This window comes from Rhabdothermincola sp. (assembly GCF_036846205.1).
Taxonomy (GTDB): domain Bacteria; phylum Actinomycetota; class Acidimicrobiia; order Acidimicrobiales; family Acidimicrobilacustridaceae; genus Rhabdothermincola.
Map to the genome: position 1 here is coordinate 1 of NZ_DAIUCK010000013.1, position 24,851 is coordinate 24,851.

At 72.9% G+C, this 24,851-nt stretch carries 25 protein-coding genes; 11 read left to right on the top strand and 14 right to left on the bottom strand.

The annotated features are described in order from the left end of the window. Positions 1 to 227: TSUP family transporter (locus tag V7004_RS03275; protein WP_334142139.1), on the bottom strand; the 227-nt coding region annotated here is incomplete at its 3' end. A 66-nt stretch (positions 228 to 293) separates the two neighbouring features. Between V7004_RS03275 and V7004_RS03280 the strand changes: the two genes are divergently transcribed. The 5 genes from V7004_RS03280 to bioD are packed head-to-tail and all read left to right on the top strand — an operon-like array spanning position 294 to position 5,950. Then, positions 294 to 1,790, top strand: coding sequence for an ABC1 kinase family protein (locus V7004_RS03280; protein ID WP_334142141.1), 1,497 nt, complete (start codon positions 294 to 296; stop codon positions 1,788 to 1,790). Next, on the top strand, positions 1,787 to 3,070 hold the full coding sequence (gene bioA, locus V7004_RS03285) for an adenosylmethionine--8-amino-7-oxononanoate transaminase (RefSeq protein ID WP_334142143.1): 1,284 nt from the start codon (positions 1,787 to 1,789) through the stop codon (positions 3,068 to 3,070). Before V7004_RS03280 ends, bioA begins: the two co-directional genes overlap by 4 nt. Continuing rightward, complete coding sequence (locus tag V7004_RS03290; protein ID WP_334142145.1) at positions 3,067 to 4,128, top strand: alpha/beta hydrolase; 1,062 nt, start codon at positions 3,067 to 3,069, stop codon at positions 4,126 to 4,128. Before bioA ends, V7004_RS03290 begins: the two co-directional genes overlap by 4 nt. Further along, a complete protein-coding gene (locus tag V7004_RS03295; RefSeq protein ID WP_334142146.1) occupies positions 4,125 to 5,261 on the top strand; it encodes an aminotransferase class I/II-fold pyridoxal phosphate-dependent enzyme in 1,137 nt (378 codons plus the stop codon). The genes V7004_RS03290 and V7004_RS03295 overlap by 4 nt, the downstream gene beginning before the upstream one ends. Continuing rightward, entirely contained in the window at positions 5,258 to 5,950 is a 693-nt protein-coding gene (bioD, locus tag V7004_RS03300) for an ATP-dependent dethiobiotin synthetase BioD (protein ID WP_334142148.1), read from the top strand. The genes V7004_RS03295 and bioD overlap by 4 nt, the downstream gene beginning before the upstream one ends. 15 nt (positions 5,951 to 5,965) lie before the next feature. On the opposite strand, the gene V7004_RS03305 is transcribed toward bioD, so the two are convergent. Continuing rightward, positions 5,966 to 6,223: a hypothetical protein gene (locus tag V7004_RS03305; protein ID WP_334142151.1), complete on the bottom strand. Its 258-nt coding sequence runs from the start codon at positions 6,221 to 6,223 to the stop codon at positions 5,966 to 5,968. A 1,072-nt stretch (positions 6,224 to 7,295) separates the two neighbouring features. On the opposite strand from V7004_RS03305, the gene V7004_RS03310 reads away from it, so the two are divergent. Next, positions 7,296 to 7,784 carry an SHOCT domain-containing protein gene (locus tag V7004_RS03310; RefSeq protein ID WP_334142152.1) on the top strand — a complete coding sequence of 163 codons (489 nt, stop codon included), beginning with the start codon at positions 7,296 to 7,298 and terminating at the stop codon, positions 7,782 to 7,784. Positions 7,785 to 7,799: 15 nt separating this feature from the next. Here V7004_RS03310 and V7004_RS03315 read toward each other — a convergent pair whose 3' ends face one another. Next, positions 7,800 to 8,936 carry an LLM class flavin-dependent oxidoreductase gene (locus V7004_RS03315; RefSeq protein ID WP_334142153.1) on the bottom strand — a complete coding sequence of 379 codons (1,137 nt, stop codon included), beginning with the start codon at positions 8,934 to 8,936 and terminating at the stop codon, positions 7,800 to 7,802. A gap of 56 nt (positions 8,937 to 8,992) precedes the next feature. Beyond that, positions 8,993 to 9,916: a Swt1 family HEPN domain-containing protein gene (locus V7004_RS03320; protein WP_334142155.1), complete on the bottom strand. Its 924-nt coding sequence runs from the start codon at positions 9,914 to 9,916 to the stop codon at positions 8,993 to 8,995. A gap of 65 nt (positions 9,917 to 9,981) precedes the next feature. Here V7004_RS03320 and V7004_RS03325 point away from each other — a divergent pair, with 65 nt between their 5' ends. After that, positions 9,982 to 11,130, top strand: coding sequence for an AAA family ATPase (locus V7004_RS03325; protein ID WP_334142157.1), 1,149 nt, complete (start codon positions 9,982 to 9,984; stop codon positions 11,128 to 11,130). On the opposite strand, the gene V7004_RS03330 is transcribed toward V7004_RS03325, so the two are convergent. From V7004_RS03330 to V7004_RS03340, 3 genes are read right to left on the bottom strand one after another with little or no spacing between them, the layout of a single operon-like run. Continuing rightward, positions 11,127 to 11,627, bottom strand: a complete 501-nt coding sequence (locus V7004_RS03330; RefSeq protein ID WP_334142159.1) for a sterol desaturase family protein — start codon at positions 11,625 to 11,627, stop codon at positions 11,127 to 11,129. The genes V7004_RS03325 and V7004_RS03330 overlap by 4 nt on opposite strands. Further along, positions 11,624 to 11,947, bottom strand: coding sequence for a lycopene cyclase domain-containing protein (locus tag V7004_RS03335; protein ID WP_334142161.1), 324 nt, complete (start codon positions 11,945 to 11,947; stop codon positions 11,624 to 11,626). Before V7004_RS03335 ends, V7004_RS03330 begins: the two co-directional genes overlap by 4 nt. Next, on the bottom strand, positions 11,940 to 12,335 hold the full coding sequence (locus V7004_RS03340) for a lycopene cyclase domain-containing protein (protein ID WP_334142163.1): 396 nt from the start codon (positions 12,333 to 12,335) through the stop codon (positions 11,940 to 11,942). Before V7004_RS03340 ends, V7004_RS03335 begins: the two co-directional genes overlap by 8 nt. Positions 12,336 to 12,482: 147 nt before the next feature. Here V7004_RS03340 and V7004_RS03345 point away from each other — a divergent pair, with 147 nt between their 5' ends. Genes V7004_RS03345 through V7004_RS03355 form a run of 3 tightly spaced genes read left to right on the top strand, consistent with a single transcriptional unit; the run spans position 12,483 to position 15,984 of the window. After that, entirely contained in the window at positions 12,483 to 13,598 is a 1,116-nt protein-coding gene (locus tag V7004_RS03345; RefSeq protein ID WP_334142165.1) for a polyprenyl synthetase family protein, read from the top strand. A gap of 2 nt (positions 13,599 to 13,600) precedes the next feature. Further along, positions 13,601 to 15,085 carry a phytoene desaturase family protein gene (locus V7004_RS03350; RefSeq protein WP_334142167.1) on the top strand — a complete coding sequence of 495 codons (1,485 nt, stop codon included), beginning with the start codon at positions 13,601 to 13,603 and terminating at the stop codon, positions 15,083 to 15,085. Further along, positions 15,082 to 15,984 carry a phytoene/squalene synthase family protein gene (locus tag V7004_RS03355; RefSeq protein WP_334142169.1) on the top strand — a complete coding sequence of 301 codons (903 nt, stop codon included), beginning with the start codon at positions 15,082 to 15,084 and terminating at the stop codon, positions 15,982 to 15,984. Before V7004_RS03350 ends, V7004_RS03355 begins: the two co-directional genes overlap by 4 nt. Here V7004_RS03355 and fni read toward each other — a convergent pair. Then, complete coding sequence (gene fni, locus V7004_RS03360; RefSeq protein ID WP_334142170.1) at positions 15,947 to 17,053, bottom strand: type 2 isopentenyl-diphosphate Delta-isomerase; 1,107 nt, start codon at positions 17,051 to 17,053, stop codon at positions 15,947 to 15,949. The genes V7004_RS03355 and fni overlap by 38 nt on opposite strands. A gap of 70 nt (positions 17,054 to 17,123) precedes the next feature. On the opposite strand from fni, the gene V7004_RS03365 reads away from it, so the two are divergent. Continuing rightward, on the top strand, positions 17,124 to 17,975 hold the full coding sequence (locus tag V7004_RS03365; protein ID WP_334142171.1) for a B12-binding domain-containing protein: 852 nt from the start codon (positions 17,124 to 17,126) through the stop codon (positions 17,973 to 17,975). Between the two features lie 7 nt (positions 17,976 to 17,982). Here the strand turns inward: V7004_RS03365 and V7004_RS03370 are convergent, their stop codons facing one another. The 6 genes from V7004_RS03370 to V7004_RS03395 are packed head-to-tail and all read right to left on the bottom strand — an operon-like array spanning position 17,983 to position 24,627. Continuing rightward, positions 17,983 to 19,002 (bottom strand): TIM barrel protein, encoded by a 1,020-nt coding sequence (locus tag V7004_RS03370; RefSeq protein WP_334142172.1) that lies wholly within the window; start codon positions 19,000 to 19,002, stop codon positions 17,983 to 17,985. Continuing rightward, complete coding sequence (locus tag V7004_RS03375; protein ID WP_334142173.1) at positions 18,999 to 19,970, bottom strand: 2-hydroxyacid dehydrogenase; 972 nt, start codon at positions 19,968 to 19,970, stop codon at positions 18,999 to 19,001. The genes V7004_RS03370 and V7004_RS03375 overlap by 4 nt, the downstream gene beginning before the upstream one ends. A 25-nt stretch (positions 19,971 to 19,995) precedes the next feature. After that, on the bottom strand, positions 19,996 to 20,826 hold the full coding sequence (locus tag V7004_RS03380) for an ECF transporter S component (RefSeq protein WP_334142176.1): 831 nt from the start codon (positions 20,824 to 20,826) through the stop codon (positions 19,996 to 19,998). Then, entirely contained in the window at positions 20,823 to 22,442 is a 1,620-nt protein-coding gene (locus tag V7004_RS03385) for an ABC transporter ATP-binding protein (RefSeq protein WP_334142178.1), read from the bottom strand. The genes V7004_RS03380 and V7004_RS03385 overlap by 4 nt, the downstream gene beginning before the upstream one ends. Further along, the gene (locus tag V7004_RS03390) at positions 22,439 to 23,656 is read right to left on the bottom strand and encodes an energy-coupling factor transporter transmembrane component T (protein ID WP_442967998.1); all 1,218 of its coding nucleotides are present in this window, start codon (positions 23,654 to 23,656) and stop codon (positions 22,439 to 22,441) included. Before V7004_RS03390 ends, V7004_RS03385 begins: the two co-directional genes overlap by 4 nt. Then, positions 23,656 to 24,627 (bottom strand): hypothetical protein, encoded by a 972-nt coding sequence (locus tag V7004_RS03395; protein ID WP_334142182.1) that lies wholly within the window; start codon positions 24,625 to 24,627, stop codon positions 23,656 to 23,658. Before V7004_RS03395 ends, V7004_RS03390 begins: the two co-directional genes overlap by 1 nt. Between the last annotated feature and the right edge of the window lie 224 nt (positions 24,628 to 24,851).

Consider the following 24,851-nt stretch of genomic DNA (forward strand, 5'->3'; position numbering starts at 1 on the left):
CCCCCGAACCGCCAGTCGACCATCCCCGCCCGGGCATAGCGCCAGGTGCCCGACAGCGCGCTGGGCAGGATCGCCGGCACCGTGGAGCCGACGGCTTCGAGCGGCGTGGCGCCGAGAACCCGGATGCCGGGGGTGGTGATCACCGCACCGCCGATTCCCAACATGCCCGACAGGACGCCGGCGCTCACGCCCAGGGCGAACACGGCCAGCGCCACGTACCAGGTCACGCCCGAGTATCCCTCAACCTCCGCTCCTGCCGGGGCACCGATCGCGCCGGCCTAGCCTGTCGGGCCGTGAAACGGGCGACCCTCCTTGCCACGGCGGCGGCCGCGGTCGCCACCATCGCGGTGGCGCGGTGGTGGCGATCGACGAGAGCCACCGCACCGAGCGAGCCGGCACCACCGCCGCGGCATGCCGTGCGCCACCTCGGTCGAGGAGCGCGCAACGCCCGGCTGGTCGGGGTCGGTGCCAGAGCCGGGCGGGACTACGCCCTGCACCGGGCGCGTCGGGTGTTCGCCGACGCGGCGACCCGCGAACGTCTCGACACCGAGTTCGAGATGCGGACCGCAGAGCAGGTGGCGGACGCCCTGGGGCACATGAAGGGCGCCCTCATGAAACTCGGCCAGATGGCCAGCTACCTCGACCAGGGCCTGCCCGAGCACGTCCGCGCCGCGCTGGCCGAGCTCCAGCACAACGCACCACCGATGAGCCCGGAACTGGCCGCTGACACGATCCGACGCGAGCTGGGCGCGGATCCCACCGAGCTGTTCCTCGATTGGGATCCACACCCGATCGCCTCCGCATCGATCGGCCAGGTCCACCGGGCGATCACCCGGGAAGGCCGAGCGGTGGCCGTCAAGGTGCAGTACCCGGGCGTGGAGGAGGCGCTCGCCGCGGACCTCGACAACGTCGGGCTGCTGTTCGCCGGGATGGCTCAACTCTTCCCCGGCCTCGAACACGGCCCGCTGGTGGAAGAGCTGCGGAGCCGCCTGCGCGAAGAGCTGGACTACCGGCTCGAGGCTGCCAACCAGCGGGCCTTCGCCCGGTACTACGACGGTCACCCGACCATCCACGTGCCGGAGGTCCTCGACCGGTACTCGACCCGGCGGGTGCTCACCACCGAGCTGGCCGAGGGGGTGCGGTGGGACGAGATGCTCACCTGGGACCAGGGCGAGCGGGACCTCGCCGCGGAGACCATCTACCGGTTCGCGTTCGGCAGCCTGTACCGGCTCCACATGTTCAACGGCGACCCCCACCCGGGCAACTACCTCTTCCGCCCCGGTGGCCGGGTCACCTTCCTCGACTTCGGGTTGGTCAAGCACTTCAGCGCCGAGGAGATCCAGCAGTTCGAGGACATGATCGTGGCCATGGTCATCGACCACGACCCGGCCGAGTTCCGTCGGGTGTGTGAACGCATCGGCCTGCTGAAGGCCGGCACCGCCTTCACCGACGAGCAGATCGTCGACTACTTCGGCCACTTCTACGAGTTCGTGATGCACGACGGGGTGTGCACCATCACCCCCGAGTACGCGTCGGAGACCGTGCGGCGGTTCTTCGACAAGAGCGGCCCCTACGGCGAGATCATGAAGGCCGCGAACGTGCCACCGAGCATGGTCATCATCCAGCGCATCAACCTCGGCCTGTACGCGCTGTTCGGCGAGATGCGTGCCACCGGCAACTGGCGGCGGCTGGCCGAGGAGATCTGGCCCTTCGTCGCCGGTCCACCCGCCACGCCGATGGGTGAGGCGATCGAAGCGTGGCGAGCCCGCCGCGAGGGAGCGGTGGCATGAGCTGGGTGGGGCGCGACGAGGCGGTCGTCTGGCACGGCTTCACCCAGATGTCGTGCTTCGCGGAGAACGCCCCGGTCATCGTCGAGCGAGCCGAGGGGCGGGAGCTGATCGACGTGGAGGGCCGCCGCTACCTCGACGCCATCTCCTCGCTGTGGGTCAACACCCTCGGGCACCGGGTCCCCGAGCTCGACCGCGCCCTGCGCGAGCAACTCGAGCGGGTGGCGCATTCCACGCTGCTCGGCAACGGCAACCGGGCCGCCATCGAGCTGGCCGAAGCACTGGCACCGCGGGTGCCCGTCGAGGACCCGCACTTCCTGTTCGCTTCCGACGGGGCCGCCGCGGTGGAACAGGCCCTCAAGATCGCCTTCCAGTTCTGGGCGAACCAGGGGGTGCGGGGCCGCACCACCTATCTGGCCCTCGGTCAGGCCTACCACGGCGACACCGTGGGCTCGATCTCGCTCGGTGCCGGCGGGTTCGGCACCGACGTGTTCGACCCGCTGCGCTTCCCGGTCCGACGCTCGCCGGGCTACGACGACCCGTCGTGGGCCGACACTGCGGTCTCGCTGATCGAAGAGCACGCGCCCGAGCTCGCCGCGGTGGTGCTGGAGCCGCTCGTGCAGGGTGCGGCCGGCATCCTGGTCACCGATCCCGAATCCGTCCGCCGGGTCGCGCAGGCCTGCCACCGGGCCGACGTGCTGCTGATCGTCGACGAGGTGGCCACCGGCTTCGGGCGCACCGGCAGCCTCTTCGCCTCCGAGCAGTGCGGGGTCCGCGCCGATCTGGCGTGTATGGGCAAGGGGATCACCGGCGGCTACCTGCCACTGTCGGCCACCGCCGCTTCGCCGCGGGTCTACGAGGCGTTCCTCGGTCCCGATCTCGGGGAGCGCACCTTCTACCACGGCCACTCCTACAGCGGGAACGCGCTGGCGTGCGCGGTGGCCCGCCGGCACCTCGAGCTGCTCGACGAGTGGGACGTGATCGCGGGCGTGCGTGAGCGGGCCGCGCTCCTGGCGGAGCTGCTACGAGAGCGCATCGCCGTGCTCCCCGCGGTGCGGGAGGTGCGCCAGCGGGGCCTGATGGTCGGGGTCGAGCTGGCCCCACCCGAGGACGGGTTGCGCTGGGGCCGGCGCACCTGCGCGGCGGCCGTCGATCGGGGGGTGCTGCTGCGGCCGCTCGGCGACGTGGTGGTGCTGATGCCCATCCTCACCACCACCCCCGGCGAGCTCCATCGCATCGTCGACGTGCTGGCGGAGGCCATCGACGTGACCTGCGAGGGATGAGCGGCGTGCGTCGGTGGGCAGCCATCATCGCCGCCCTGGCGGGCATCACGGCCTCCACCGCCACCGCCGTGGCCCAGAGCCCGACGACGCTGGTGCGCACCGATCGAGGCCGGGTCGTCGTCGAGCGCGACATCCCCTACGGCTCCCCGGACGACCCGGCGCGCCAGCTCGACGTGTGGCGTCCAACCGAGCCCGCCGGAGGGCGCCCCGCGCTGATCCTGGTCCACGGGGGCGCGTGGGCCGGTGGCACCCGCGTCGACGAAGACCCCCGAGCACGGCTGGCCTCCTCGCAGGGCTGGGCGGTGTTCAACGTCGACTACCCCACCACGGCCCAGCTGGGCACGAGCGGTGGCGCCTGGCCGGCCGAGGCCGACGCGGTCCGAGCCGCGGTGGAGTGGGTCGTCGCGCATGCCTCCGACTATGGCGTCGATCGGGACCACATCGCCTTGCTGGGCATGTCCGCGGGTGGGCATCTCGCCGCGCTCGCCGCCGCCGACGGCACCAGCGGCGTGCGGGCGCTGGCCGTCTGGTCCGCCCCCACGGATCTCGTGGCGCTGGCACCCGATAGTTCCGGGAGCCCACCAGGCTGTGCGGGCGACACCGCGTGCGAGGAGGTGTGGTCGATGCCGCTGGTGGCGGACCTCCTCGGCTGCACCCCCCAGCAGTGCCCGGAGCGCTACCGCTCCGCGTCTCCCGTCGAGCAGGTGACGAGGGCGACGCCGCCGACGTTCATCGCCAACGCGACGGACGAGTTGATGCCGATGTCCCAGGCCCAGTCGCTCCACGACGCGCTCGAGCGACTCGGTGTCGACACTCAGCTGCAGATCGTTCCCGGCTCCGCGCACGCCTCCGCCTACACGCCGTCGGCGTGGAACGAGATGATGCCCTTCCTGGCCTCCCGGCTCGGGGTTCCCGAACCGGAACCGATCGACTTCACCGGGACCGACCACCGCGCCCTCCTGCTCGCCGCTGTGGCTGCCGTGCTGTCGATCGCGCTCGCCGTCGCGCTGGGCATCGCCATCGCCAGGCGACGATCGCACCGGGGGGCCGGCCCGTGACCGGCTGGGCTGACTGGGTGGACCGCGAGTGCCGGCTGATCGAGGAGGCTGGGCAGTGGCGGACGCTACGAGCGCTCGACGGCGGCGCACCCGAGACCGCCATCACCAACACCGGTTCGCGGGTCGTGTCGTTCGCGTCCAACGACTACCTCGGTCTCTCGCAGCACCCGTCAGTCAAGGCGGCCGCCATCGACGCCATCCAACGGTGGGGCACCGGCGCGGGCGCCTCCCGGCTGATCGTCGGCTCGCGCCCGATCCACGACGAGCTGGAAGCGCAGCTCGCGGGGTGGCGGGGCACGCAGTCCGCGCTGGTGTTCCCCACCGGCTACTCCGCCAACACCGGCACCCTGGCGACGCTGGCCGGCCCCGGGACGGTCGTGTGCTCCGACGCGCTCAACCACGCCTCGATCATCGACGGCTGCCGGCTCGCCGGCCGACGCGGCGCCGAGGTGCGCGTGTACCGCCATGCCGATCCCGAGCATCTGCGGGCGCAGCTCGCGAGCTTGGATGGTCGCCGGGCGCTGGTGGTCACCGACACCGTCTTCTCAATGGACGGTGACGTGGCACCGCTCGACGCCATCGCCGGCGTGTGCCGGGAGCGCGACGCGCTGCTGGTGGTGGACGACGCCCACGCGGTCTTCGACGTCGGGGCGGACCTCAGTGGCGTCGAGGTGGTGCGGGTGGGCACGCTGTCCAAGACGCTCGGCTCGCTCGGCGGCTTCGTGGCCGCGAGTCGGCGGATCGTCGAGCTGCTGGTCAATCGGGCACGGCCCTTCGTGTTCACCACCGCCCTCACCCCGGCCGACACCGCCGCGGCCCTGGCCGCGCTCGAGATCCTGCGCTCAGGGGAGGGCGAGGCGCGGCGCCGCACGCTGCGTGAGCACATCGAGGTGCTCGCACCGGGCCACCCCACTCCTATCCTGCCGGTCGTGATCGGCGATGAGCCGGACGCCGTGGCGGCCAGTGCTGCCCTCGCCGAGCGGGGCCTGCTGGTGCCCGCCATCCGGCCGCCCACGGTGCCCCCGGGGACCTGCCGGTTGCGCGTCGCCCTGAGCGCGGCCCACACCGGTGAGCAGGTCCTCCGGCTGCGTGCCGCGCTCGACGAGCTCGATCTCGCGGTGTCCACGCCATGACCGCCGTCCCACCATCCCAGCACGGGCACGACCCGGGGCCCTCCGGTACGCGACCCGAGCGGCTGGTGGTCGTGGCCGGCACCGGCACCGAGATCGGCAAGACCTGGGTGGCGGCGCAGGTGCTGCAGGGCCTGCGCGCCGCGGGCGCCCCCGTGGCAGCCCGCAAGCCGGCTCAGTCGTTCGACCCGGCCGACGCCGAGACCGACGCTCACCTGCTGGGGGCGGCATCCGGTGAGGACCCGACATCGGTATGCCCGCCGCATCGGTGGTACGAGGTGCCGATGGCGCCGCCGATGGCCGCCGAGGTGCTCGGGCGGCCGGCCTTCACGATCGCGGACCTGGTGGCCGAGATCCACTGGCCGTGGCCTCGCCCGCGGGTGGCGATGGTCGAAACCGCGGGAGGGGTGCGTTCACCGCTCGCGGCGGACGGGGATTCGATCACCTTGGTCGAGGCTCTGCGGCCCGACGTGGTCGTCGTGGTGGCTGACGCCGGCCTCGGCACGATCAACGCGGTGCGGCTCACGGTGGAGGCCCTCGAGCGCAGCTCCCACCAGGCCCGCCTGATCGTCCACCTCAACCGTTTCGACGAGCAGGTCGAGCTGCACCGCCGCAACCGCCAGTGGCTGGCCGACCAGGCCGGATTGGAGGTGGTGACCGCGATCAGCGGGCTGGTCGGCCGGTTGACCTGAGCCGCAGCTCACTGCTCAGGCGTGGTCCCGCCCGGCCTCCTGCTCAGAGCGGATGAATGCCACCAGCCCCTCGACCGAGCCTTCGTGCCCCCGCTCGAAGTATACGCGGGTCCACGCATCGATCTCGTCGTCGTCGAAGCCCTCCGCTCGGAGCCGGGCCCGGGCCTCGTTGGCCAGCAGCCGGGCACCCTCCACGTCTTCGGTGGGCAGCTCGGGCTCGCTCAGGGCCTCGGACTCGGGGGACTCCGGGGTGATGCCGTCGGTGTCGCTCATGCCGCGGGGGACCTCCATCCTCGCTGGTGTCCGGGAATCATGCGTCATCCGGACCGCGGGTGGCGGATCACGCAGGGACGACCGGTCCACGATCACTCAACCCGAGGGTCCCACGGGCCGAAGAACTAGTGCGGAGGTGTGGCAGGTGGGCCCGGTGGGGCCTACGGTGCCGCAGCGAGGAGCAGAGGGAGAAGGTGTCGATCCACCGAGGGATCCTGAGGCGAGGGATGCGGGTCGGGGCAACCTCGCCGCGCCTTGGCGGAGCGCATGGACGGCGGGAAGTGGTGGGCAGGTGAGCGACGTTTCGCAAGGTCCCGGCTGGTGGCAGGCCTCCGACGGCAAGTGGTACCCCCCCAGAGAGCGCGACGACCCGCCCGGTCCGGGTTGGTGGCTGGCATCGGACGGGAAGTGGTACCCACCGGAGTTGCGGTCGGCCTCCGCTGGGGTGAGCGGCGCCGCGGCCGTGGCGGCACGCACCAAGGCCGCGGGTGACCGAGCCGAGGCGAGCGGAGGAAAGGCTGACCCGTCGAGATCCAAGGCTGCGAAGGCCAAGGGCAGCGCTGCTCGGGCCGGTGAGACGAAGCCCGGCCCATCGGCGTCCCGGGCCGCCGGCAAAGCCCGTGACCGGTCGGGGGCGGCAGAGCGCACCACCCGGGCTACGCCACCACGATCGGCGCCCCCCGCTACCGCTGCGGCGCCGGCACCACCTACCCCTCGCCGCCGGCTCGACCCGCTCACCCAGTTCGAGCGGCGGAACGCGGCGTCACGTGAGGACGCCGCGGTGCTCGCGCCGAGACGGGCGGCCGCGGCCTCCCGCGCCCTCGCCACCTTGCAGGCGGAGCTGGAAGCAGCCCGAGCGGCAGCGAAGGCATCGAGCTTGTCGATCGAGACCGCAGACGCGGTCACCTCCGCCGAGCCGGCAGCCACCCCGACAGCCGAACCGGTGAGACCGAACGCAGCGAACCGGCCCCAGGGCCCGAAGCCTGGCGCCGCCGATCGAGCCACGACCTCGAGCGCCCCGCGGTCACCCAGACCCGATGGGCCCCCGCCGGGTGGTGGTCCACTGCTCGAGGTGAAGCCCTCCCCGCTCGCCACCGACCTCGACCGGCTCGGAGACCGGCTCGCCATCTTCGACGATCGGGTCGAGCTGCGCGACCGCAACGACCGGGTGCGACAGGTGATCCGCGGTGAGGAGATCACCGACGTGGTGGTCCACAAGAAGCTCACCGGTGCGGTGCTCAGCGTCGAGAGCGTGGACGGTCCGGCCATCGTGGCCAAGGGACTACGGGCCGAGCAGGCCGACGAGGCCCGCGCCCTCATCATGAAGAAGACCCGACCGGTCGGCCCGGTCGACCGCAAGGCCCGAGCCGGCCGGCCCGGGCCCGCGCCGGCGAGCCCCACCACTCCTCCGAGACCGCGCCACATCGATGAGGCCGACCTGCTCCGCAAGCTCGGCGACCTTCATCGAGCGGGCATCCTGACCGCCGAGGAGTACGAGCAGAAGATCGACCTGGTGGGCCGCCTGGTCCGGGGCGAGGACCTCTCCCCCACCCCCACCTGAGACCGGCCTGCGTCGCTAACTCGCCGCGGCCGCGGCTTCCCGGCGAAAACGGCTGGTGCGGTGCTCCGGGTCGCGGTCGAGCTCGGGGATCACCTGCTTGCCGAACAGCTCCACCGACTCCGCGCACAGGTCATGCGGCCAGGTGGTGGAGCTGGGGCCCATGAGCACCTGGTCGCATCCGATGGCCTCGAACTGCCGCAGGGCGGCCAGGCAGTCCTCGGGGTTGCCGACCACACCGGCGTCCTGCTCGATGCGCTCGTCGACCACGGCCCGGGTGGTCGGCGGCAACACGGCGGGCCACGCGGGGACGCCCGGCGGGCGGGGGAAGGTATCGAGGTACCGGTACAGCAGGCTGCTGTGGTAGTTGGAGCCCGCGCGGACCATCCAGTCCCGCGCCTGCTCACGGTCCTCGAGGCAGAGGAACTGGCTCACCACCGCCACGTTGTCGTTCACGTACTCCCCCACCGGTTCCGCGTCGGCGATGGCGGTCTTGTAGATCTCGACCAGCGGCGCCAGCTCGCGGGGGCTGCCGCGGGTGAAGCACAGCACGCCGAGCCCCATGCGAGCAGCCTTCTCGAAGGTCCCGGGATTGCCCGCCGCCACCCACATCGGCGGGTGCGGTTTGATCCACGGCTTGGGCAGCACGTTGCGGGTCGGCATGGAGAAGAACCTGCCCTCGAACGAGTAGTCGCGCTGCGACCACATGCGCCGAAACTCGCCGATCACCTCGTCGAACATGTCCTTGGTGAGGTCCGGCTCGGGGATGCCGAAGCCCTGCTGCTCGGTGGTGGACGACCCGCGACCGGTTCCGAACTCGAAACGGCCCTCGGTCAGGTGGTCGAGCATCGCCACCCGCTCGGCCACCCGCGCCGGATGGTTCACCGGCGGGGTGATGTTGAAGATCCCCGAGCCGAGGTGGATGCGCTCCGTGCGAGCACCCACCCAAGGCAGCAACACCTCGTTCGCGGAGATGTGGGAGTACTCATCCAGGAAGTGGTGCTCGGTGGTCCACCAGTACTTCCAGTTGGTGCGATCGGCGAGCACCGCCAACTCGACCTCACTGAGCAGACGCTCATGCTCAGCCTGGGCAGGGTCGTCCAGACCCCACAGCCCGCGCGGCGTGAACCCACCACAGAACAGCCCGAACTCCATCGGCGCAGATTAGAACGAGTTCTCGTTGCCCGGCCGAACGCTCGCCGGGCCGGCCGCTACCGAGGCAGCTCGGAGGCGAGGACGATGACCACACCCATCACCACCACCAGCGCGGTGATGAGCCAGATCCAGCGACGACCGGCCTCGGTCTCCGCCGGATCGACGTCGCTGAGCGAGGCCCGAGTGGTCGCGAGCTGCTGGCGCAATGAGGTGGATTCCTCCTGGAGGCCGTCGAGCACCGCTTCGGCCCGGGCCAGCTGCTCCCGGACCGCGGTGGTGTCCTGCAGCAGGGCCTCGCGCTTGGTGCGCTCCTCATCGAGCTGGCGGCGAAGCGCGAGGTACTCATCGCGCAAGCCTGACACGGCGGCGTACTGGCTCTGCAGCTCGGCCAGCTGGCGAGCGACGGCCCGCTGGCGCCCGGTCGCGGAGCGGGCGGCCGCCCGGGCTTCGGCCAGGTGGGCGTTGAGCTCGTCATAGGCCTTCTGCAGCTCGGTGAGCTGCTCCATCAGCGCGTCGGCCTCCGACATGCCCTTCTCGCGAGCCTGGTCCCGCACCCCGTCCCAGCGGAGCTGGTCGGCCAGCGCCACCACGTGGTCGGCCTCGGGAGAAGCGCACGCCCGGAGCACGTCCTCCACCCACTGGTGCACCCGGAGGGCGTAGTCGAGATCGAAGGGGTGGTCCTCGTCGGGGTGAGCCCAGTGATTGCGCGCGGTGCGGAGGTCGGTGATGGTCTGGCGCATGTCCTCGCCGAGTACCGCGGCGAACGCCGGACCCCACCATCGGTTGATGACCTCCAGCTGGAAGTGCGGGTCCGACAGCGAGACCAGCACGTCGCGCCGCTTGCCCAGCTTCGTCGCCGCCATCAGGACCCAGTCCTCGTCCGGGTAGGCGGTGCTCATGCGATCGTCGACGAAAGGGGCCAGCCCGTCGGCGAGCACCTCGAACGCCGTCGCCACCTGAGCTCGGTAGCTCACTGCCATCACCCTCTGTCTAGCCGGATCGGAGCCGGGTTGGTGGGCGGTGCCACGAGAGCCGAAGATGGGGCATGACCGGTCGTGACTCCGACGCCGACGGGATCCAGGACGTCGAGGTGGTCGTGGTGGAGCCCGATCTGCTGTGGCGGGTCGAGCAGGCGAACGAGCTCCGGGGGCTGAACACCCACAGCGCGGCGACGCTGCTCGAGGCTGCCGACGTCCTCACCCCGTCCGCGCCGGCCGTCGTGGTGCTCGGTCCTCACGCGCTCGACGACGCGCTCGAACATCTCGTGGCGTTCCGGGCGTCGTTCCCTGCAGTCCGGTTCCTGGCCGTCCTCGACGACCTCGACCAGGTGGCGTTGTCCGCCCTGCGGGCGGGCATCCACGAGGTCGAGCCGAGCGATCTGCCGGCGGACGCCATCGCCCGGCGAGCAACCGAGCTGTTCGACCAGACCCGGGCTCTCGCCACGACGGGGTCGGCTGACATCGAGCCGGGGCCGCGACCCCCGCTGGTGGTCGTCACCGGAGCGAAGGCCGGTGAAGGGGCCACCACCGTCGCGCTCGGGGTCGCGCTCCATCTGGTGTCCGGTCCCGCCGGTGGCACCGGCGCCGGTCCCGGTCCTCGCCCGCGGGTGGCGCTGCTGGAAGGAGACCCGGGACTGGGTGATCTCGCGCTGCGGCTCGGTCTGCACCCGCCGGACGCCGCGGGGCTCACCGCGGCGATACCCGACGTGGAGCGGATCACCCATCGCGACGCCTCGACCGGCCTCGACGTCGTGTTGCCGCCCCGACCGCTGGACCCGCTCACCCCGCTCGGGGGGCCCGCCCTGCTGGCCCTGGTCGACGGGCTGGCCCACCGGGTGGACGTGATCGTCGCCGACGTGCCGATCGCGCTGGTGGCGGAAGCGGGGCTGGTGTCGACCGCCGACCATCTCCTGCTCGTGAGCCGGACCTCGCTCAGCAGTGTCAAGAGCGCCAAGGTGATCGCCGAGCTGTTCTGCCAGCCGCCGAACATGCAACTGGTGCTGAACCGCTTCGCGGAGGGGCCGCGCGGCACCGTGCCCGACCCGCACGACATCGCCCACGCCATCGGCCTGCCGCTGGCCACCGTGGTGCCCGCCGATGCGAACCTGGCGGTGACCCCCACGACGGCCTCACGTCCGTTCCGCGAGGCCATGGCCCGCCTCGCAGGCTCCTGGTCGCTCGGCAGGAAGTCCTAGTCGTCCTGGTCCGCGGGGCCCTCCCGGTCGCTGCCCTCCACCGCTGGTCCCCGCGACCTGCGGACCCCACGTCCGGCGAACCCGACCGGCACGAGGAACCCGTACGGCTCCCCGGAGCTGCGGTGGTGGACCCGGTGAGCCGCGGCCAGCCGCTCGAGCACCGGGAGCCCTCGGGGGAGCCGCACGAACCGCCGGTGGGCGTAGAGGTCGTGCACGACGAGGTACGCCACGCCGTAGGCCGTGATGCCGGTGCCCACCGGGAGGAGCACCGCCAACGCGGGCACGGCCGTCCCCGTGAACAGGACGGCGACCGTGAGCATCCCGAAGCACACGGGGAACAGGTCGTTGCGCTCGAACCGCCCGCGGCGAGGTCGGTGATGGCTGGCGTGCCACGCCATCCCCGGCCCGTGCATCACCCAGCGGTGCACTGCGTAGGTGACGGACTCCATGACGGCAAACGCCATCAACGCGATGGCTACGAACGACCCCGCGCTCACGGCTGATCCTCGGTCGACCCGCCGATGCCGGCTCGATACCACGACAGGAGCACCAGGGTGAGCAGGGCGAAGCCGAAGGCGAAGTCCTCGACGGGAATGTCCAGCGGGAAACGCCAGCCCGTTCGCAGCGCCGGTGCGTACCACACGATCGGCGCCGACAGCTTGGTCAGCCACCCGTTGACCGGCACCATGAACGCCCCGCAGATGCCGATGGTCACCCAGTAGGCGGGCCGGCGGAACAACCCCGTGCGCAGCACGGCGAGCTCGAGGCTCACGACCGCGACCACCGCGGTGACGGCGAGCACGGTGTACTCAGCCACTGCCCCGCCCTCCGACGAGATCCGAGCGCACGCCGGCGGGCTCGCGCCGCTGCTCGCCCCGCCGGCCACCCTGCACCGTCCCCGCCAACAGGTTGCGCACGGCTTCGAAGGTCAACAGCGCGCACAGCGGGATGGCCACGAAGAAGACCAGCTCCTCCAACGGCACCCCGAGTGGCAGCTCGATCCCGGTCACGTACCGCCGGTCGAACCACCAGTGCCCGCGGGCGATCGCCACCGCATCCCAGACGTAGAACACACCCACCACGGGCACCAGCGTCCGCAGCAGCCGCCGGGGGCGGCGGTACACCCGGGCTCGGAACACGAACTCGAGAGGGAGGGTCAGCGCGAGACAGAGCCCCATCAGGGCGAGGTACTGGAAGCGGTCCATGGTCGGTCGGCGGTCTGGTCGGGGCTCGATCTGCTCCGCTTCCGGGTGCGGAAACGGGCAACAACCGGTAAGATTTTAGTACTAAATAAGTGGAGCGCCAACCGGTCCGCACCTCCCGGCACCGGCCGACACTGCGAAGGACCGCCTGTGACCCTCACCTCTACCCAGCCTCCCCCTCTCACATCCGGAGGCGCCGGGCCGGTCGCCGCTCCGGCGGCCATCCGGCGGATCGGAACCAGGATCGACCAGCATCTCGGCCGCTTCCTCGCCGAGGAGTACGCGCGCTGGACCGCGCTCGATGCCGACCTCGCCGCACCCCTCGACGCCCTGTCGGACGCCGTGCTGGCTGGTGGCAAGCGCTTGCGCCCCGCCTTCTGCGGGCTCGGGTTCGAGGCCGGTGGAGGTGATCCCGACGCCTCCCCCGGGCGTGAGCAGCTCGACGATGCGGGCGCCGCGCTCGAACTCCTCCACGCCTTCGCCCTGGTCCACGACGACGTGATGGACGGCGCACTCACCCGCCGCGGCAGAACCACCACGCACGTGCATTTCGAGGCCCAGCACCAGCTCCTGCGCGCCCGGGGCGAGAGCCGCCGGTTCGGGGAGAGCATCGCCATCCTGATCGGGGACCTCGCGCACGCCTGGGCCGAGCACCACGCCAGCAAGCTCCCCTCGGTCGTGCAACCACTGTGGCGCGAGATGCAGGCAGAGCTGATGATGGGCCAGTACCTCGATGTCCTGCGCACCGCCCACGGCCGCCCCGGCGTCGCCCAAGCGGAGCGCATCGCCCTGCTGAAGTCCGCCCGCTACACCATCGAGTGGCCGTTGCGGATCGGGGCCACGCTGGCCGAAGCACCGTTGCCGGTCCACGAAGCCCTCAGCAACTACGGCCGGGCGCTCGGGCTGGCGTTCCAGCTGCGTGACGACCTGCTGGGCGCGTTCGGGGAGCCCGACACCGTCGGCAAACCGGTGGGCGCGGACCTGCGCGACGGCAAGCCCACGCCGCTGCTCGCCCTGGCGCTCGAGCGAGCTGGCACCCGTGACCGGCAGGTGGTCGAGATGGCCGGTGCGCCGGGCCTCGACGACGCTGACGTGGCGGCCATCCAGGCGGCCATGATCCGCACCGGCGCCGTGGAGGCGATCGAAGCGCGCATCGAGCGGCTCGCGGATGCGGCGGTCCGAGCCCTCGCGATCGATTCGCTCCCGCCCCATGCGGCCCGATCCCTCACCGAGGCCGCAGCCTTCGTCGTGCACCGGGAGCACTGACGGTGCGGGTCGCGGTCGTCGGAGCCGGCCTGGGAGGGCTGTCGGCTGCCTGCCACCTCGCGGGCGCCGGCCACGAGGTGACGGTGCTCGAACGAGGCGACGCTGCTGGGGGACGAGCCGGTCGCCTGGTCCTCGACGGCTACAAGTTCGACACCGGCCCGACGGTGCTCACCATGCCCGAGCTCGCCGACGAGTGCTTCGACGCCGTCGGGCTGGACCGAACCGACTTCGTCACCTTCCGGCGGGTCGATCCCATGTACCGGGCCTCGTTCGCCGACGGTACGGTGCTGCACGTGCGCCACGGGCGCGAGGCCATGGCAGCCGAGATCGACGAAGTCTGCGGCCCCCACGAAGCCGCGGCCTTCCACCGGTTCTGCGACTGGCTGACCGCGCTCCACGACGTCGAGCTGCCGCACTTCATCGACCGCAACTACGACTCGGTGCTGGACCTGGCTCGGCCGCTGCGGGCCGGTGTGCAGTTGGCCCGCCTGGGTGGCTTCCGCCGCCTTGCCGGCAAGCTGGAACAGTTCTTCGGCGACGAGCGCCTGCACCGGGTTTTCGGTTTCCAATCCATGTACGCAGGGCTCGCGCCCTATGAGGCTCTGGCGCTCTACGGCGTCATCACGTACATGGACACCGTCGCCGGGGTCTACGTGCCCGAGGGTGGCATGCACGCGCTCCCGGCCGCCCTCGCCGCCGCGGCCAAGAAGGCCGGAGTGGCCTTCCACTACCGCACCGGGGTCGAGCGGATCCTGCTGGCGCATGGCAGCACAGGTCCGGTGCGGGGCGTGCGCCTCGACAGTGGCGAGACCCTCCGGGCCGACGCGGTGGTCTGCAACGCCGACCTCCCGGTCGCCTACCGCACCCTGCTGCCCGGCCTCGCCCCTCCCCGGGTCACCCGCCGGGGCACCTATTCGCCGTCGTGCGTCGTGTGGCACGTAGGGGTGCGCGGCGAGCTCCCGGCCGGTGTGGCCCACCACAACATCCACTTCGGCCAGCAGTGGGCCGGCGCATTCCGGGCCGTGCTCGAGCACGGGACCCGGATGCCCGACCCGTCGATGCTCGTGACGATCCCCACCCGCGACGAGCCGGCACTGGCCCCACCCGGCGGCCACATCCTCTACGTGCTCGAGCCGGTGCCCAACCTCGACGGGCGCATCGATTGGCTTCGCGAGCGATCACGGGTGCGGGACGACCTCCACCAGCGGCTCGCGGCGCTGGGCTATCCCACTGACGTAGAGGTCGAGGCGCTGGTCGACCCGCTCGACTGGGAGCGCCAGGGCCTCGAGCGGGGCACGCCGTTCGCGCTCTCGCACGCCTTCTTCCAGACCGGCCCCTTCCGGCCCCGGAACGTCGACCGGCGGGCGCCGGGCCTGGTGTTCACCGGGTCCGGGACGGTGCCCGGGGTCGGTGTGCCGATGGTGTTGCTGTCGGGCAAGCTCGCCGCCCAGCGGGTGTCCGCCCTCGACGCGTCGGGGCACCGATGACCACCCTCGAGCAGTCCTACACCCTCTGCCGCAGCCTGAACCGCCGCCACGGCACCACGTACTACTGGGCCGGTTTCGTGCTACCTGCGGTCAAGCGCCACCACGTGTGGGCGTTGTACGCCTTCTGCCGGTTCGCGGACGAGATCGTGGACGCGCCCGGCTGGCGCTCGGTCGATGACCGGCGAGCCGCTCTCGACCGGCTCGCCGAGCGCTTCTTCACCGACCTGGCCGCCGGCCGCTCGGAGCACCCCGTCCTCAAGGCGGTGGTGCACACGGTGCACGCGTTCGACATCGACGCCGGGTTGTTCCGGCGCTTCCTGCGCTCGATGGCCATGGACCTGACCGTCGAGCGGTACGAGACCTACGCCGACCTCGAGGACTACATGGACGGCTCGGCTTCGGTCATCGGCGAGATGATGCTCCCGCTGCTCGAGCCGTCGAGCCCCGAAGCCGTCCGCCCTGCGCGCGCGCTGGGCGAGGCGTTCCAGCTCACCAACTTCCTCCGGGACGTGGGCGAGGATCTCGACCGGGGTCGGGTCTACCTCCCCCAGGAGGACCTGCAGGCCTTCGGCGCGGACCCGGCCCGGCGACGGGTCGACCCGGCGTGGGTGGCGCTCATGCGCTTCGAGATCGAACGGGCCCGTGCGCTCTACGCCGAGGCGGAGCGAGGCATCCCGTTCCTGCCGCCCTCGTCCGCGCGCTGCATCACCACCGCCAGCGCGCTCTACGGGGGAATCCTTCGAGCGATCGAGCGCAACGGCTACGACGTGTTCAGCACGCGGGCTCGGGTCCCGGCAGTCCGCAAGGCGGCCGCGGTGGGCCGGGCGTTGCTCGCGGCGCGGTGGCCCTCCACGACGGCGGTCAGCCCAGCGCCCGTTGGCGGACCCACTCCGCGGTGAAGCCCGTCAGCACCGGCGGGAATCGGCGAAGATCGGCCGGCGTGCGGGACCCGGTCAGCAACATCGCCAGCCGCAACTCCTCCAGCAGTTGCTCGAGCCGGGCCACCAACTGCTCGGTGCCGTGCACCGCCGCTTCGATCGCCACCCGGCCCACGCCCACTGCCACCGCGCCGATCGCCAGTGCTTTGGCCACGTCGAGACCGGTCCGGACCCCGCCGGTGGCCACCACCGGCAGGCCGGTGCCACGGACCTCGAGCACCGATGCCGCGGTCGGCAGCCCCCAATCGGCGAAGGCCCGGCCCAGCTCCGCTCGGCGGTCATCTCCGGCTCGGGCTGCGCGGGCACCCTCGATCCGGGCGAAGCTGGTGCCGCCCGCCCCTCCGACGTCGATGGCCGCCACCCCGGCCGCGGCGAGCAGCCCAGCCGACTCCCGGGTCATCCCCGCACCGGTCTCCTTCACCAGCACCGGCACGGGCGACCAGTCCACGACGGCCGCGATCGCCCGGGCGAGCGAGTTCGTGCGGCGGTCGCCCTCGGGCTGGAGCAGCTCCTGCACGACGTTGAGGTGCACGGTGAGCACGTCGGCGCGCACCATGTCGATGACCCGGCGGATGTCGTCCCGCCCGAGCGCCGGCGAGCCGGGTTGATCGACCAGCTGGCACGCCCCGATGTTGGCGAAGACCGGCGCCGTGGGCGCCCGGTCCCGCACCGCGGTGTAGGTGGGGGCGAGCTCGGTCGCGAGCAGCGCGGCCCGCTGGCTGCCCACGCCCACCGCCAACCCGAGGTGTTCAGCCGCCTCGCCCAGCGCCGCGTTGATCCGCGAGGCATCGGGATACCCACCCGTCATCGGTGCGAGAACCACCGGCGCGCCCAGGCGGCGTCCCAGCAGGGTGGTCGAGAGATCGATCTCGTCGAGGGACAGCTCGGGCAGCGAGGCCGGCACGAGATGCACATCGCCCCAGCCCGGGTCTCGGCCCGACTGGGAGCGGGAGCTCAGCGCCAACGCCAGGTGGTGGGCCTTGCGGGCCTCAACGGTCCGCGCACTCGGACTGGGGTCGGGGGTGCCCATCGCCGCTCCTCACCGGGAGGCCTTGATTTAGCGCTAAAGTGTAATGGGTGTCCGAACGAACGGTACCTGGGTGAGCGAGCCGCCCATCACCCTCGAAGAGGCCGCCCGCCGGCTCGGCGTCCACTACATGACGGCCTACCGCTACGTGCGCACCGGCCGGCTGCCGGCCACCAAGGCAGGCGGGATCTGGCGGGTCGACCCCGGTGACGTACGCCGGCTGGGCCGGCCGCGGACGACACCGAGCGGCCGAGCCTCGCGCCGGCGCGACTACCCCCGGCGGCTCGCGCGCCGCCTGGTCGTCGGCGACGAACCAGGCGCGTGGACCGTGCTGCAGGACGCGCTGGCCGCAGGCATGCCCGCCGAGGAGCTGTATCTCGACCTCATCGCCCCCGCGCTCACGGCCATCGGCGACGACTGGGCCGCGGGGACGGTCAGCATCGCCCAGGAGCACCAGGCCTCCGCGGTCGTGCTCCGGCTCATCGGCCGGCTCGGCCCCCTCTTCCGTCGCCGGGGTCGGACCCGGGGCACGGTGGTGCTGGGCGCACCCCCCGGCGACCACCACGGCATCCCCTCCGCCCTGGTCGCCGACCTGCTGCGCGCCCGGGGCTTCTCGGTGATCGACCTCGGTTCGGACACGCCCGCAGCATCTTTCACCGATGCCGCCGAGCACGCCGAGCGGCTGGTGGCCGTGGGCATCGCGGCGACGCGCACCGGCAACGACGGCGGGATCCGCTCCGCGGTCGCCGCGGTGCGTGACCAGGGCTTGGCGCCGATCGTTCTCGGCGGAGCCGCCGTGCCCACGCCCGCCCGGGCGCGTCAGCTGGGAGCGGATCACCACAGTGCATCGGCGTCCGAGGCCCTCGAGCTGTTCGACCAGCTCGCCCAGCAGCGGAACCGACCGGGTCGTGGTCAGCCGGCGTGAGCGGACCTCAACCCGGCCCGGCCGCCGCCCTCACCGCCGCCTCCCAGGCGGCGCGGGCCCGGCCGAGCAGTGCCCAAGGGTCCTCCTCGCCGACGGGACGGATCTCGAAGGTCACTGGACCCTGGTAACGCCCGGCGATGGCACGGGCGCACCCCTCGAGGATGGCCGCATCCACCGCGGAGCCGGGGCAGCCGAAGGCCGGGTGACGGTCCCCGAGGCGAACAGCGGCATCGGGTGCGCCGGGGTCCACCACACAGTTCGAGACATGGAGCAGCCCCAGGAGGTCCGCCGCACCCGCCAGCTCACGAGGGCCCTCACCGTTCTCGCAGAGGTGGGCCGTGTCGAGCGCGACCCACACGTTCGTCGCCCCCTGGTCGCGCGCCCGAAGCACCACCTCGACCACCTCGCCGACAGGCCCGAGCAAGGCCCCCTTGTACGCGCCGGGCACCGCCGCCGGCGAGGGCTGGCGGTCGAAGGCCATCACGACCACGTCGAGCGGCGTCTCCCCCGCCAGCTCCACCAGTGAGCGCACGAGGGCATCACGGTGCCGGGCCCGGAGATCGTCACCCCCGACGGGGGGCCGGTCGCTGGCTGTCGAGCCGGACGCCTCGCCTGCCAGCAGCGGGTCCCGTCCCGACATCACCCCCACCCGCCGGGCGGCGAGCTGCTCGGCTTCACGCAGGCAGACCCGGAGGCGCTCGACGGCCCGCCGGCGCTCGCGCTCCTCGGGGTGCGACAGGTCGAAGGGGTGCAGGCGCTCCACGTTCAGCAGTTGAGTCACGTACGCCCCGAAGGTGACGTCCAGCCCGGCGACGGCCTCGGCGACGTGCGCCCGCAACGCCCGTCCGTGCAGGCGGGCCAGCTCGACCGCGCCGAATCCTTCGCCGGGCAGCCGGGCCAGATGGGGCACCAGGTAGTCGGCGGGAACCTCGCCACGGAGGGTCGAGCCGTCATTCCCCGGACCGCAGAACACCTGCGGGACCATCACCCCAAGTGGGTTGCCGGCCAGCGCCGGTGCTTCGCTCATCCGGTGGCCTCGGGGCGCACCGGCGTCAGCGGTGGGCGGCCGGCGAGCACCCGCACGATGTTGTCGCAGCACAACTTGACCATCGCCGCCCGGGCCTGGGTGGTCGCCGAGCCGATGTGCGGGGCGAGCACCACGTTCGGCAACTCCCGCAGGCCGGTCGCCAGCGCGGGCTCGCGCTCGAACACGTCGAGGCCGGCGGCCGCGATCGTCCCGTCCCGCAACGCCCGCACCAGGGCATCTTCGTCGACCAGCGCCCCGCGGGCGGTGTTCACCAGCACGGCTGTGGGCTTCATGGAACCGAGCGCGACCTCGTCGATGAGGTGGCGGGTGGTCTCGTCCAGCGGGGCGTGCAGCGAGACGACATCGCTGCTACGCAGCAGCTCCTCGAGGGCCACGTACCGGGCCCCCGTCTCGAGCTCCGCCGCCTCATGGCGCCGCCGGCTGGTGTAGCAGACGTCCATGTCGAATCCCCGGGACCGGCGGGCCACCGCGGTTCCTATCCGACCCAGCCCGACGATGCCCAGGGTGGCGCCGTGGACCGGGGCCCCGAGCAGCTGGGTGGGGCTCCAGCCCGCCCAGCTCCCGCCGCGCACCAGCTGATCGCCCTCGCCGACCCGCCGAGCCGCCGCCAGCAGCAACGCCCAGGCCAGGTCGGCGGTGGCCTCGGTGAGGACGTCGGGGGTGTTGGTGACCACGATCCCCCGCCGCGCGGCCTCGGCGACGTCGACGTTGTCGAACCCCACCGCGAAGTTGGCGACGATCGACAGCGACGGCGCGGCATCGAAGACCTCCGAGTCGACCCGGTCGGTGAGCATGCACAGCAGCGCATCCATGCCACGCACCCCGGCCAGCAGCTCGTGGCGGTCCAGCGGCGCGTCGGTGGATGACTCCCGGACCTCCAGCCCCGCGTCGCGCAACGCCGCGGCGCCCGGCGGCGGCAGGGGGCGGGTGACGAGCACGCTGGGCATCCGGTGAGTCTGCCCACCTCACCGCTCAGCCGGCGAACTCGACCGGTGCCCCGAAGGCCGCTCGCCGGGTCGCCCGCCGGAGCGCGCCGAGCACCGGCCGGCCAGCGACCACCACGAAGGTGGCGGTGAACACCGCCCGGGGGATGTCGAAACCCAGGGAGGTGGCCAGGTGGAAGGCCCAGAACCGCCTGAGGTTCTCGGCCAGCGGTGCACCCGGTACGAACGAGATGGCAGTGTCGCCACCAGCCACGAACGGCCAGAACCACAGGTTGAGCAGCAATCCGTACGCCAGCGAGGCCACCGCGGCGTACCCGGCGAGCAGCGCGATCTCCGCCCGCCCTCTGGCGGGGGGCAGGCAGCCGGCGAAGAAACCGATCCAGGCCGCGCCGAACATCTGGAACGGCAGCCACGGCCCCACACCCCCCGTGAGCAGCGCGGAGGCGAACAACGTGAAGGCCCCGAGGACGAAGCCCAGTCCCCGGCCCAGCACCCGCCCGGCGGGCACGAGGAGAAAGAACACCGGCTCGAAGCCGGCCGCGCCGCCAGCCGGGAGCCGCAGCGCGGCCCCGCACGCCGCCAGCACGCCGAGCAGGGCCACGGCCTTGGCATCGATCAGGCCCTCCGCCAACTCGCTCACCACCACCGCGAGCAGGAGTGGCACGAGCAGCACGAAGACCCACGGGGCATCGCCGGCATGGGCCAGGTTCTCCGTCCCGCGGGGCGTGGCCAGCAGCGGCCAGCAGAACGCGACCAGCCCCAGCGCGGAGGCGGCGAGCAGCAGGATCCAGGCCCGCGGCCGGAGCTGTACCACCACCGCCCCCGGCCGGCTGCTCGCCGGGACGCGCCCCGCACTCACGGGGTGCTCCCCGCCGCGACCAGGGCCGCGTCGACCTCGTCCACGGTCAGCCAGGGGGCCGGGGCGAGGACCTTGGCGATCTGTGGGGCGAACACCGGCGAGTGCACCACCACCTCCCGAGCCGGGCCATCCGCGACAACCTCGCCGGCCGCGAGCACCACCACCCGGTCCGCGACCTGCGCCGCGACCTCCACATCGTGGGTGGCGAGCACCACCGAGTGCCCGGCGGCGGCCAGCTTGCGCAGCATCTCCACCAGCCGGTGCTTCGCCGCGTAGTCAAGCCCCCGGGTCGGCTCGTCGAGCAGCACCAGCGCGGGCTGCGCGGCCAGCACCACCGCCAGGGCCACCGCCAGTCGTTGACCCTCGGACAGGTCGCGGGGGTGAGTTGCAGGATCGATGCCCGGCAGGAGCTGCTCGAGCAACCGGGCGGTCGTGCCGTCGGCCAGCCGCAGGTCTCGGTCCGCGGTGCGGCACTCGGCGGCCACGGAGTCGTGGAACAGCAACAGGCCGGGGTCCTGCGGCACCAGACCGGCGAGACGAACCACCTGCGGGCTGGGGAGCCGGTGGGGTGCCTGGTCACCGATCCGCACCTGACCGCCGAGCGGGGCCCGCAACCCGGCCAGGTGGGCCAGCAGGGTGGACTTCCCCGCGCCGTTGCGGCCCATGAGGGCGACCACCTCCCCGCGGCGCAGGTCGAGGTCGACCCCCCGCAGGGCCGGTACCACCCCGTATGCCGCGATCAGACCGGACACGGTGGCCGCGATGTCGCCCACAGCAGCTCTCGGTGCCGGCGGAGGGACCGCCGCGAGACGATCCCGCACCGGCGCGGCCAACCGGCGGGCGTCGCGCACCGAGAGGGGCAGCGGATCCCACCGGCACCGTCTCCCCAGCTCGACCACCGGCGGGGCCACCGCGCTGGCCCGCATGATCTCGGCCGGCTCGCCCACGTGGGGGGGAAGCCCGGGACCGGGGAGGTACATGACCCGGTCCGCGAACTGCACCACCCGCTCCAGGCGGTGCTCGGCGACCAGGACCGTGAGGCCGAGGTCGTGCACCAACCGGGCCAGCGCGGCGAGCACGTCCTCTGCCGCGGCCGGGTCGAGCGACGAGGTGGGCTCGTCGAGCACCAGCACCCGCGGCGCCGCGGTGAGCACCGCTCCGATCGCCACCCGCTGCTGCTGCCCGCCGGACAGCTCGGTGAGCGGGCGGTCGCGGAGATCCGCCAGGCCGAGCAGGTCGAGGGTCTCCTCCACCCGCCGGCGCATCACCGTCGGCGGGACCCCGAGGTTTTCGAGGGCGTAGGCCAGTTCGTCCTCGACCACGTCGGTGACGAAGCCGGCGGCCGGGTCCTGCCCCACCAGGCCGACCACGTCCGCGAGCTCGCGGGGTGGGTAGACGTCGGTGCGCCGTCCCGCCACGGACACCGTCCCGCAGAGCGTGCCGCCGGTGAAGCGCGGCACCAGCCCGTTCACCGCCCGCAGGAGGGTGCTCTTGCCCGACCCGGTCCCACCCACCACCAGACACAGCTCGCCTTCGGGCACGGTCAGCTCGACGTCCCGCAGCACCGGCGTGATGGCACCGGCATAGGTGAACGACACCTGCTCGAAGCGGATCACGCCACCGCCTCCTCGGGGGGCGCGCCGAGGGTCGCGGGCTGGGCGGTGGTCCGGGACGGTCGGCGGATCTCCCCGGTGACCTGCGCCGGCGCCGGGGGGGCGAGATGCGCTGGGGCCAGGGCGGCGAGCACACCCAAGGCGGGGAGCAGAGGGAGGGTCGGCATCTCGAGGGGCTGCACGGACGGGTGCAGGGAGGAGCCGTAGCGGGCGGCGATGACCACCGTGACCAGCGCGGCCACCCCGCTGACGGCCGTGACCCACTCCGGCCGACTCCAGGGGTCCGGCCGGTAGCGGGTGCGGAGGCTGCGCTTCCCCGCGGTGACCAAGGCACCGGCCAGGGCCAGCGAACCGAGCGCCAGCACCGGCAGCCCCAGCTCTTGGGGCGCGGAGCCGTCGAGCAGCCCGTAGGTGCCGATCGCCACCGCCACCAGGCCTCCCAGGGTGAGCGCGGCCGAGGCCACCCGCGCCCGCGGGGGGACTGCCGCCCGGCGACCGTAGCCCCGCCCGTCCATCGACGCGGCCAGGGCAATGGCACGGTCGAGCGCCCCTTCGAGGACCGGCAAGGCGATGCCACGCCAGGACCGCCAGCCCCGGGACGGCCGGCCGCGCAGGCGCTGCGCCTCCCGCACCCGGCCGGCCGAGATGACGGCTTGGGGGGCGAAGGCCAGCGCGACGGTGAGCGCCACCCCGACCTCGTAGAGCGCCGCGGGCAGGCAGCGCAGGAGGCGGTAGGGGCTGGTGAGCGCGGAGGCGGCACCGAAGCACACCAGGAGCACCGCGAGCTGCAGGCCCTGCTGGAAGGCGAGCATCAGGGCCTCGGCGGTCACGGGGCCACCGATGCTGACCCCCGCCGCCCAACCGGGCAGCTCGACCTCGGGGAGGGTGACCAGCGTGGTGCCCGGTACCCGGTTCCCGAACAGCGCCCCGAAGACCACCCTGATGACGATGACGATCACCCCGAGGCGCAGGAAGCTGCCGAACGAGCGGGCCCACGGTGCGCCGGTGCGACGGGCCGCGACGGTGTAGGCCACGACCCCGGCGACCAGCCCCAGCAGCAACGGGTTGGTGGTGCGCAGCGCGGCCGCGGCGAGCATCCCGGCCCACGCCCACCACGCCAGCGGGTGCAGCGGGCGGGGGACACGGCTGGTGAGCCACCAGGCGGGCCGGCGCACGACCGGCGGACCGGCGGGGGCGGGGTTCGGGGCGCGGCGGATCACGAGCCGCTGCTCCGCCGGAACCGCACGAGCGCCGCCGCTCCCACCATCACCACGACCGCCAGGCCCGCGACCGCTCCGGCGGGCACGCCACCGTCTCCCGGCTCCACGTCGGCCGCCAGCTCACCGATCGGCGGTGCCTCCTCGCCGGTGCTCCCCGGCAGGCCGGTGGAGCTCGACGGGTCGGGGGCGGCGCCTGGTCCCTCCCCGCCTTCGGTGAGTGCGCTGGGCGACGGTTCCGGCCCTCCGCCGGCGCCTGCTCCCGGGACCGCCGGGTGGTCCGCGCTCGGTCCGGTCGGACCCGGACCAGTCTCGGGAGTGTCGGAGCCTGCCGCCCCGCTCCCTGCCGGCACCGTCGGGTCGGTCACTGATGGGCGGGGGAAGAGCGCGGCCCGGTCCGGGGACAGCCGGGGCGGCGGTGCCTGGGCTTCGGTGGCCCGCACGAACCGCCAGCCTTCGATGTCCCCGTCCCGCAGCCGGCGGGTGAACGGGTTGCCGCTGCCGTACACCCAGTGCCCGTCGTTGCCCGACCAGTAGGACCAGTAGCGCACGGCCCCCGAGCCCTGAGCGCACTCCGGTGCCTGGGGGTATCCGTCGAGGGCGCACAGCAGCCCACTGGGCGCGTAGCGGGGTGGTGGGAGACGGAGCAGTGCGGCGCGCTCCCGCAGCAGGTCCGCGCCCTTGGAGCCGTCCGCGACCATGAGGCAACGGACCGAGATGGTTCCCTGAGAATCCGGTTCGGTGCCGTGGTCGACCACCACCGCCACCCTGATGTGGCCGGCGGGGGCCGCTCCGCCGCAGAGCTCCGCCGCGCCCGCCCGATCACCGACCCCGAGGGTGGCCAGCACCGCACCCAGGGCCACGAGTGCCCTCACCACCGCGCGCCGGGTGCAGCCCGAGCGGCTCGACGATGGGCGGATCATCTGCTCCCTTGCCTCCTCCGGGTGGAAGAGCCCGGAGGAGCCGGTCACCGGCTGATCCGAGCCCCATCTCCCGCAACCCTCGACGGTGTCCGATGGAGCGTTCGCTCTCGCAGGCATTCCGGCTCGCCGGGCAGCGAGCGTGCCCGGCCCACGGTTGCGGGTCAGCGCCGGACTTCGACCGGCTTCCCCTGCGAGGGCGCGTACCAAGTTCGAGAACACCACAGCTGTAGCGGGACCGTCAACCGCCCACCCGGTCGGGATGCCCGCGGCCG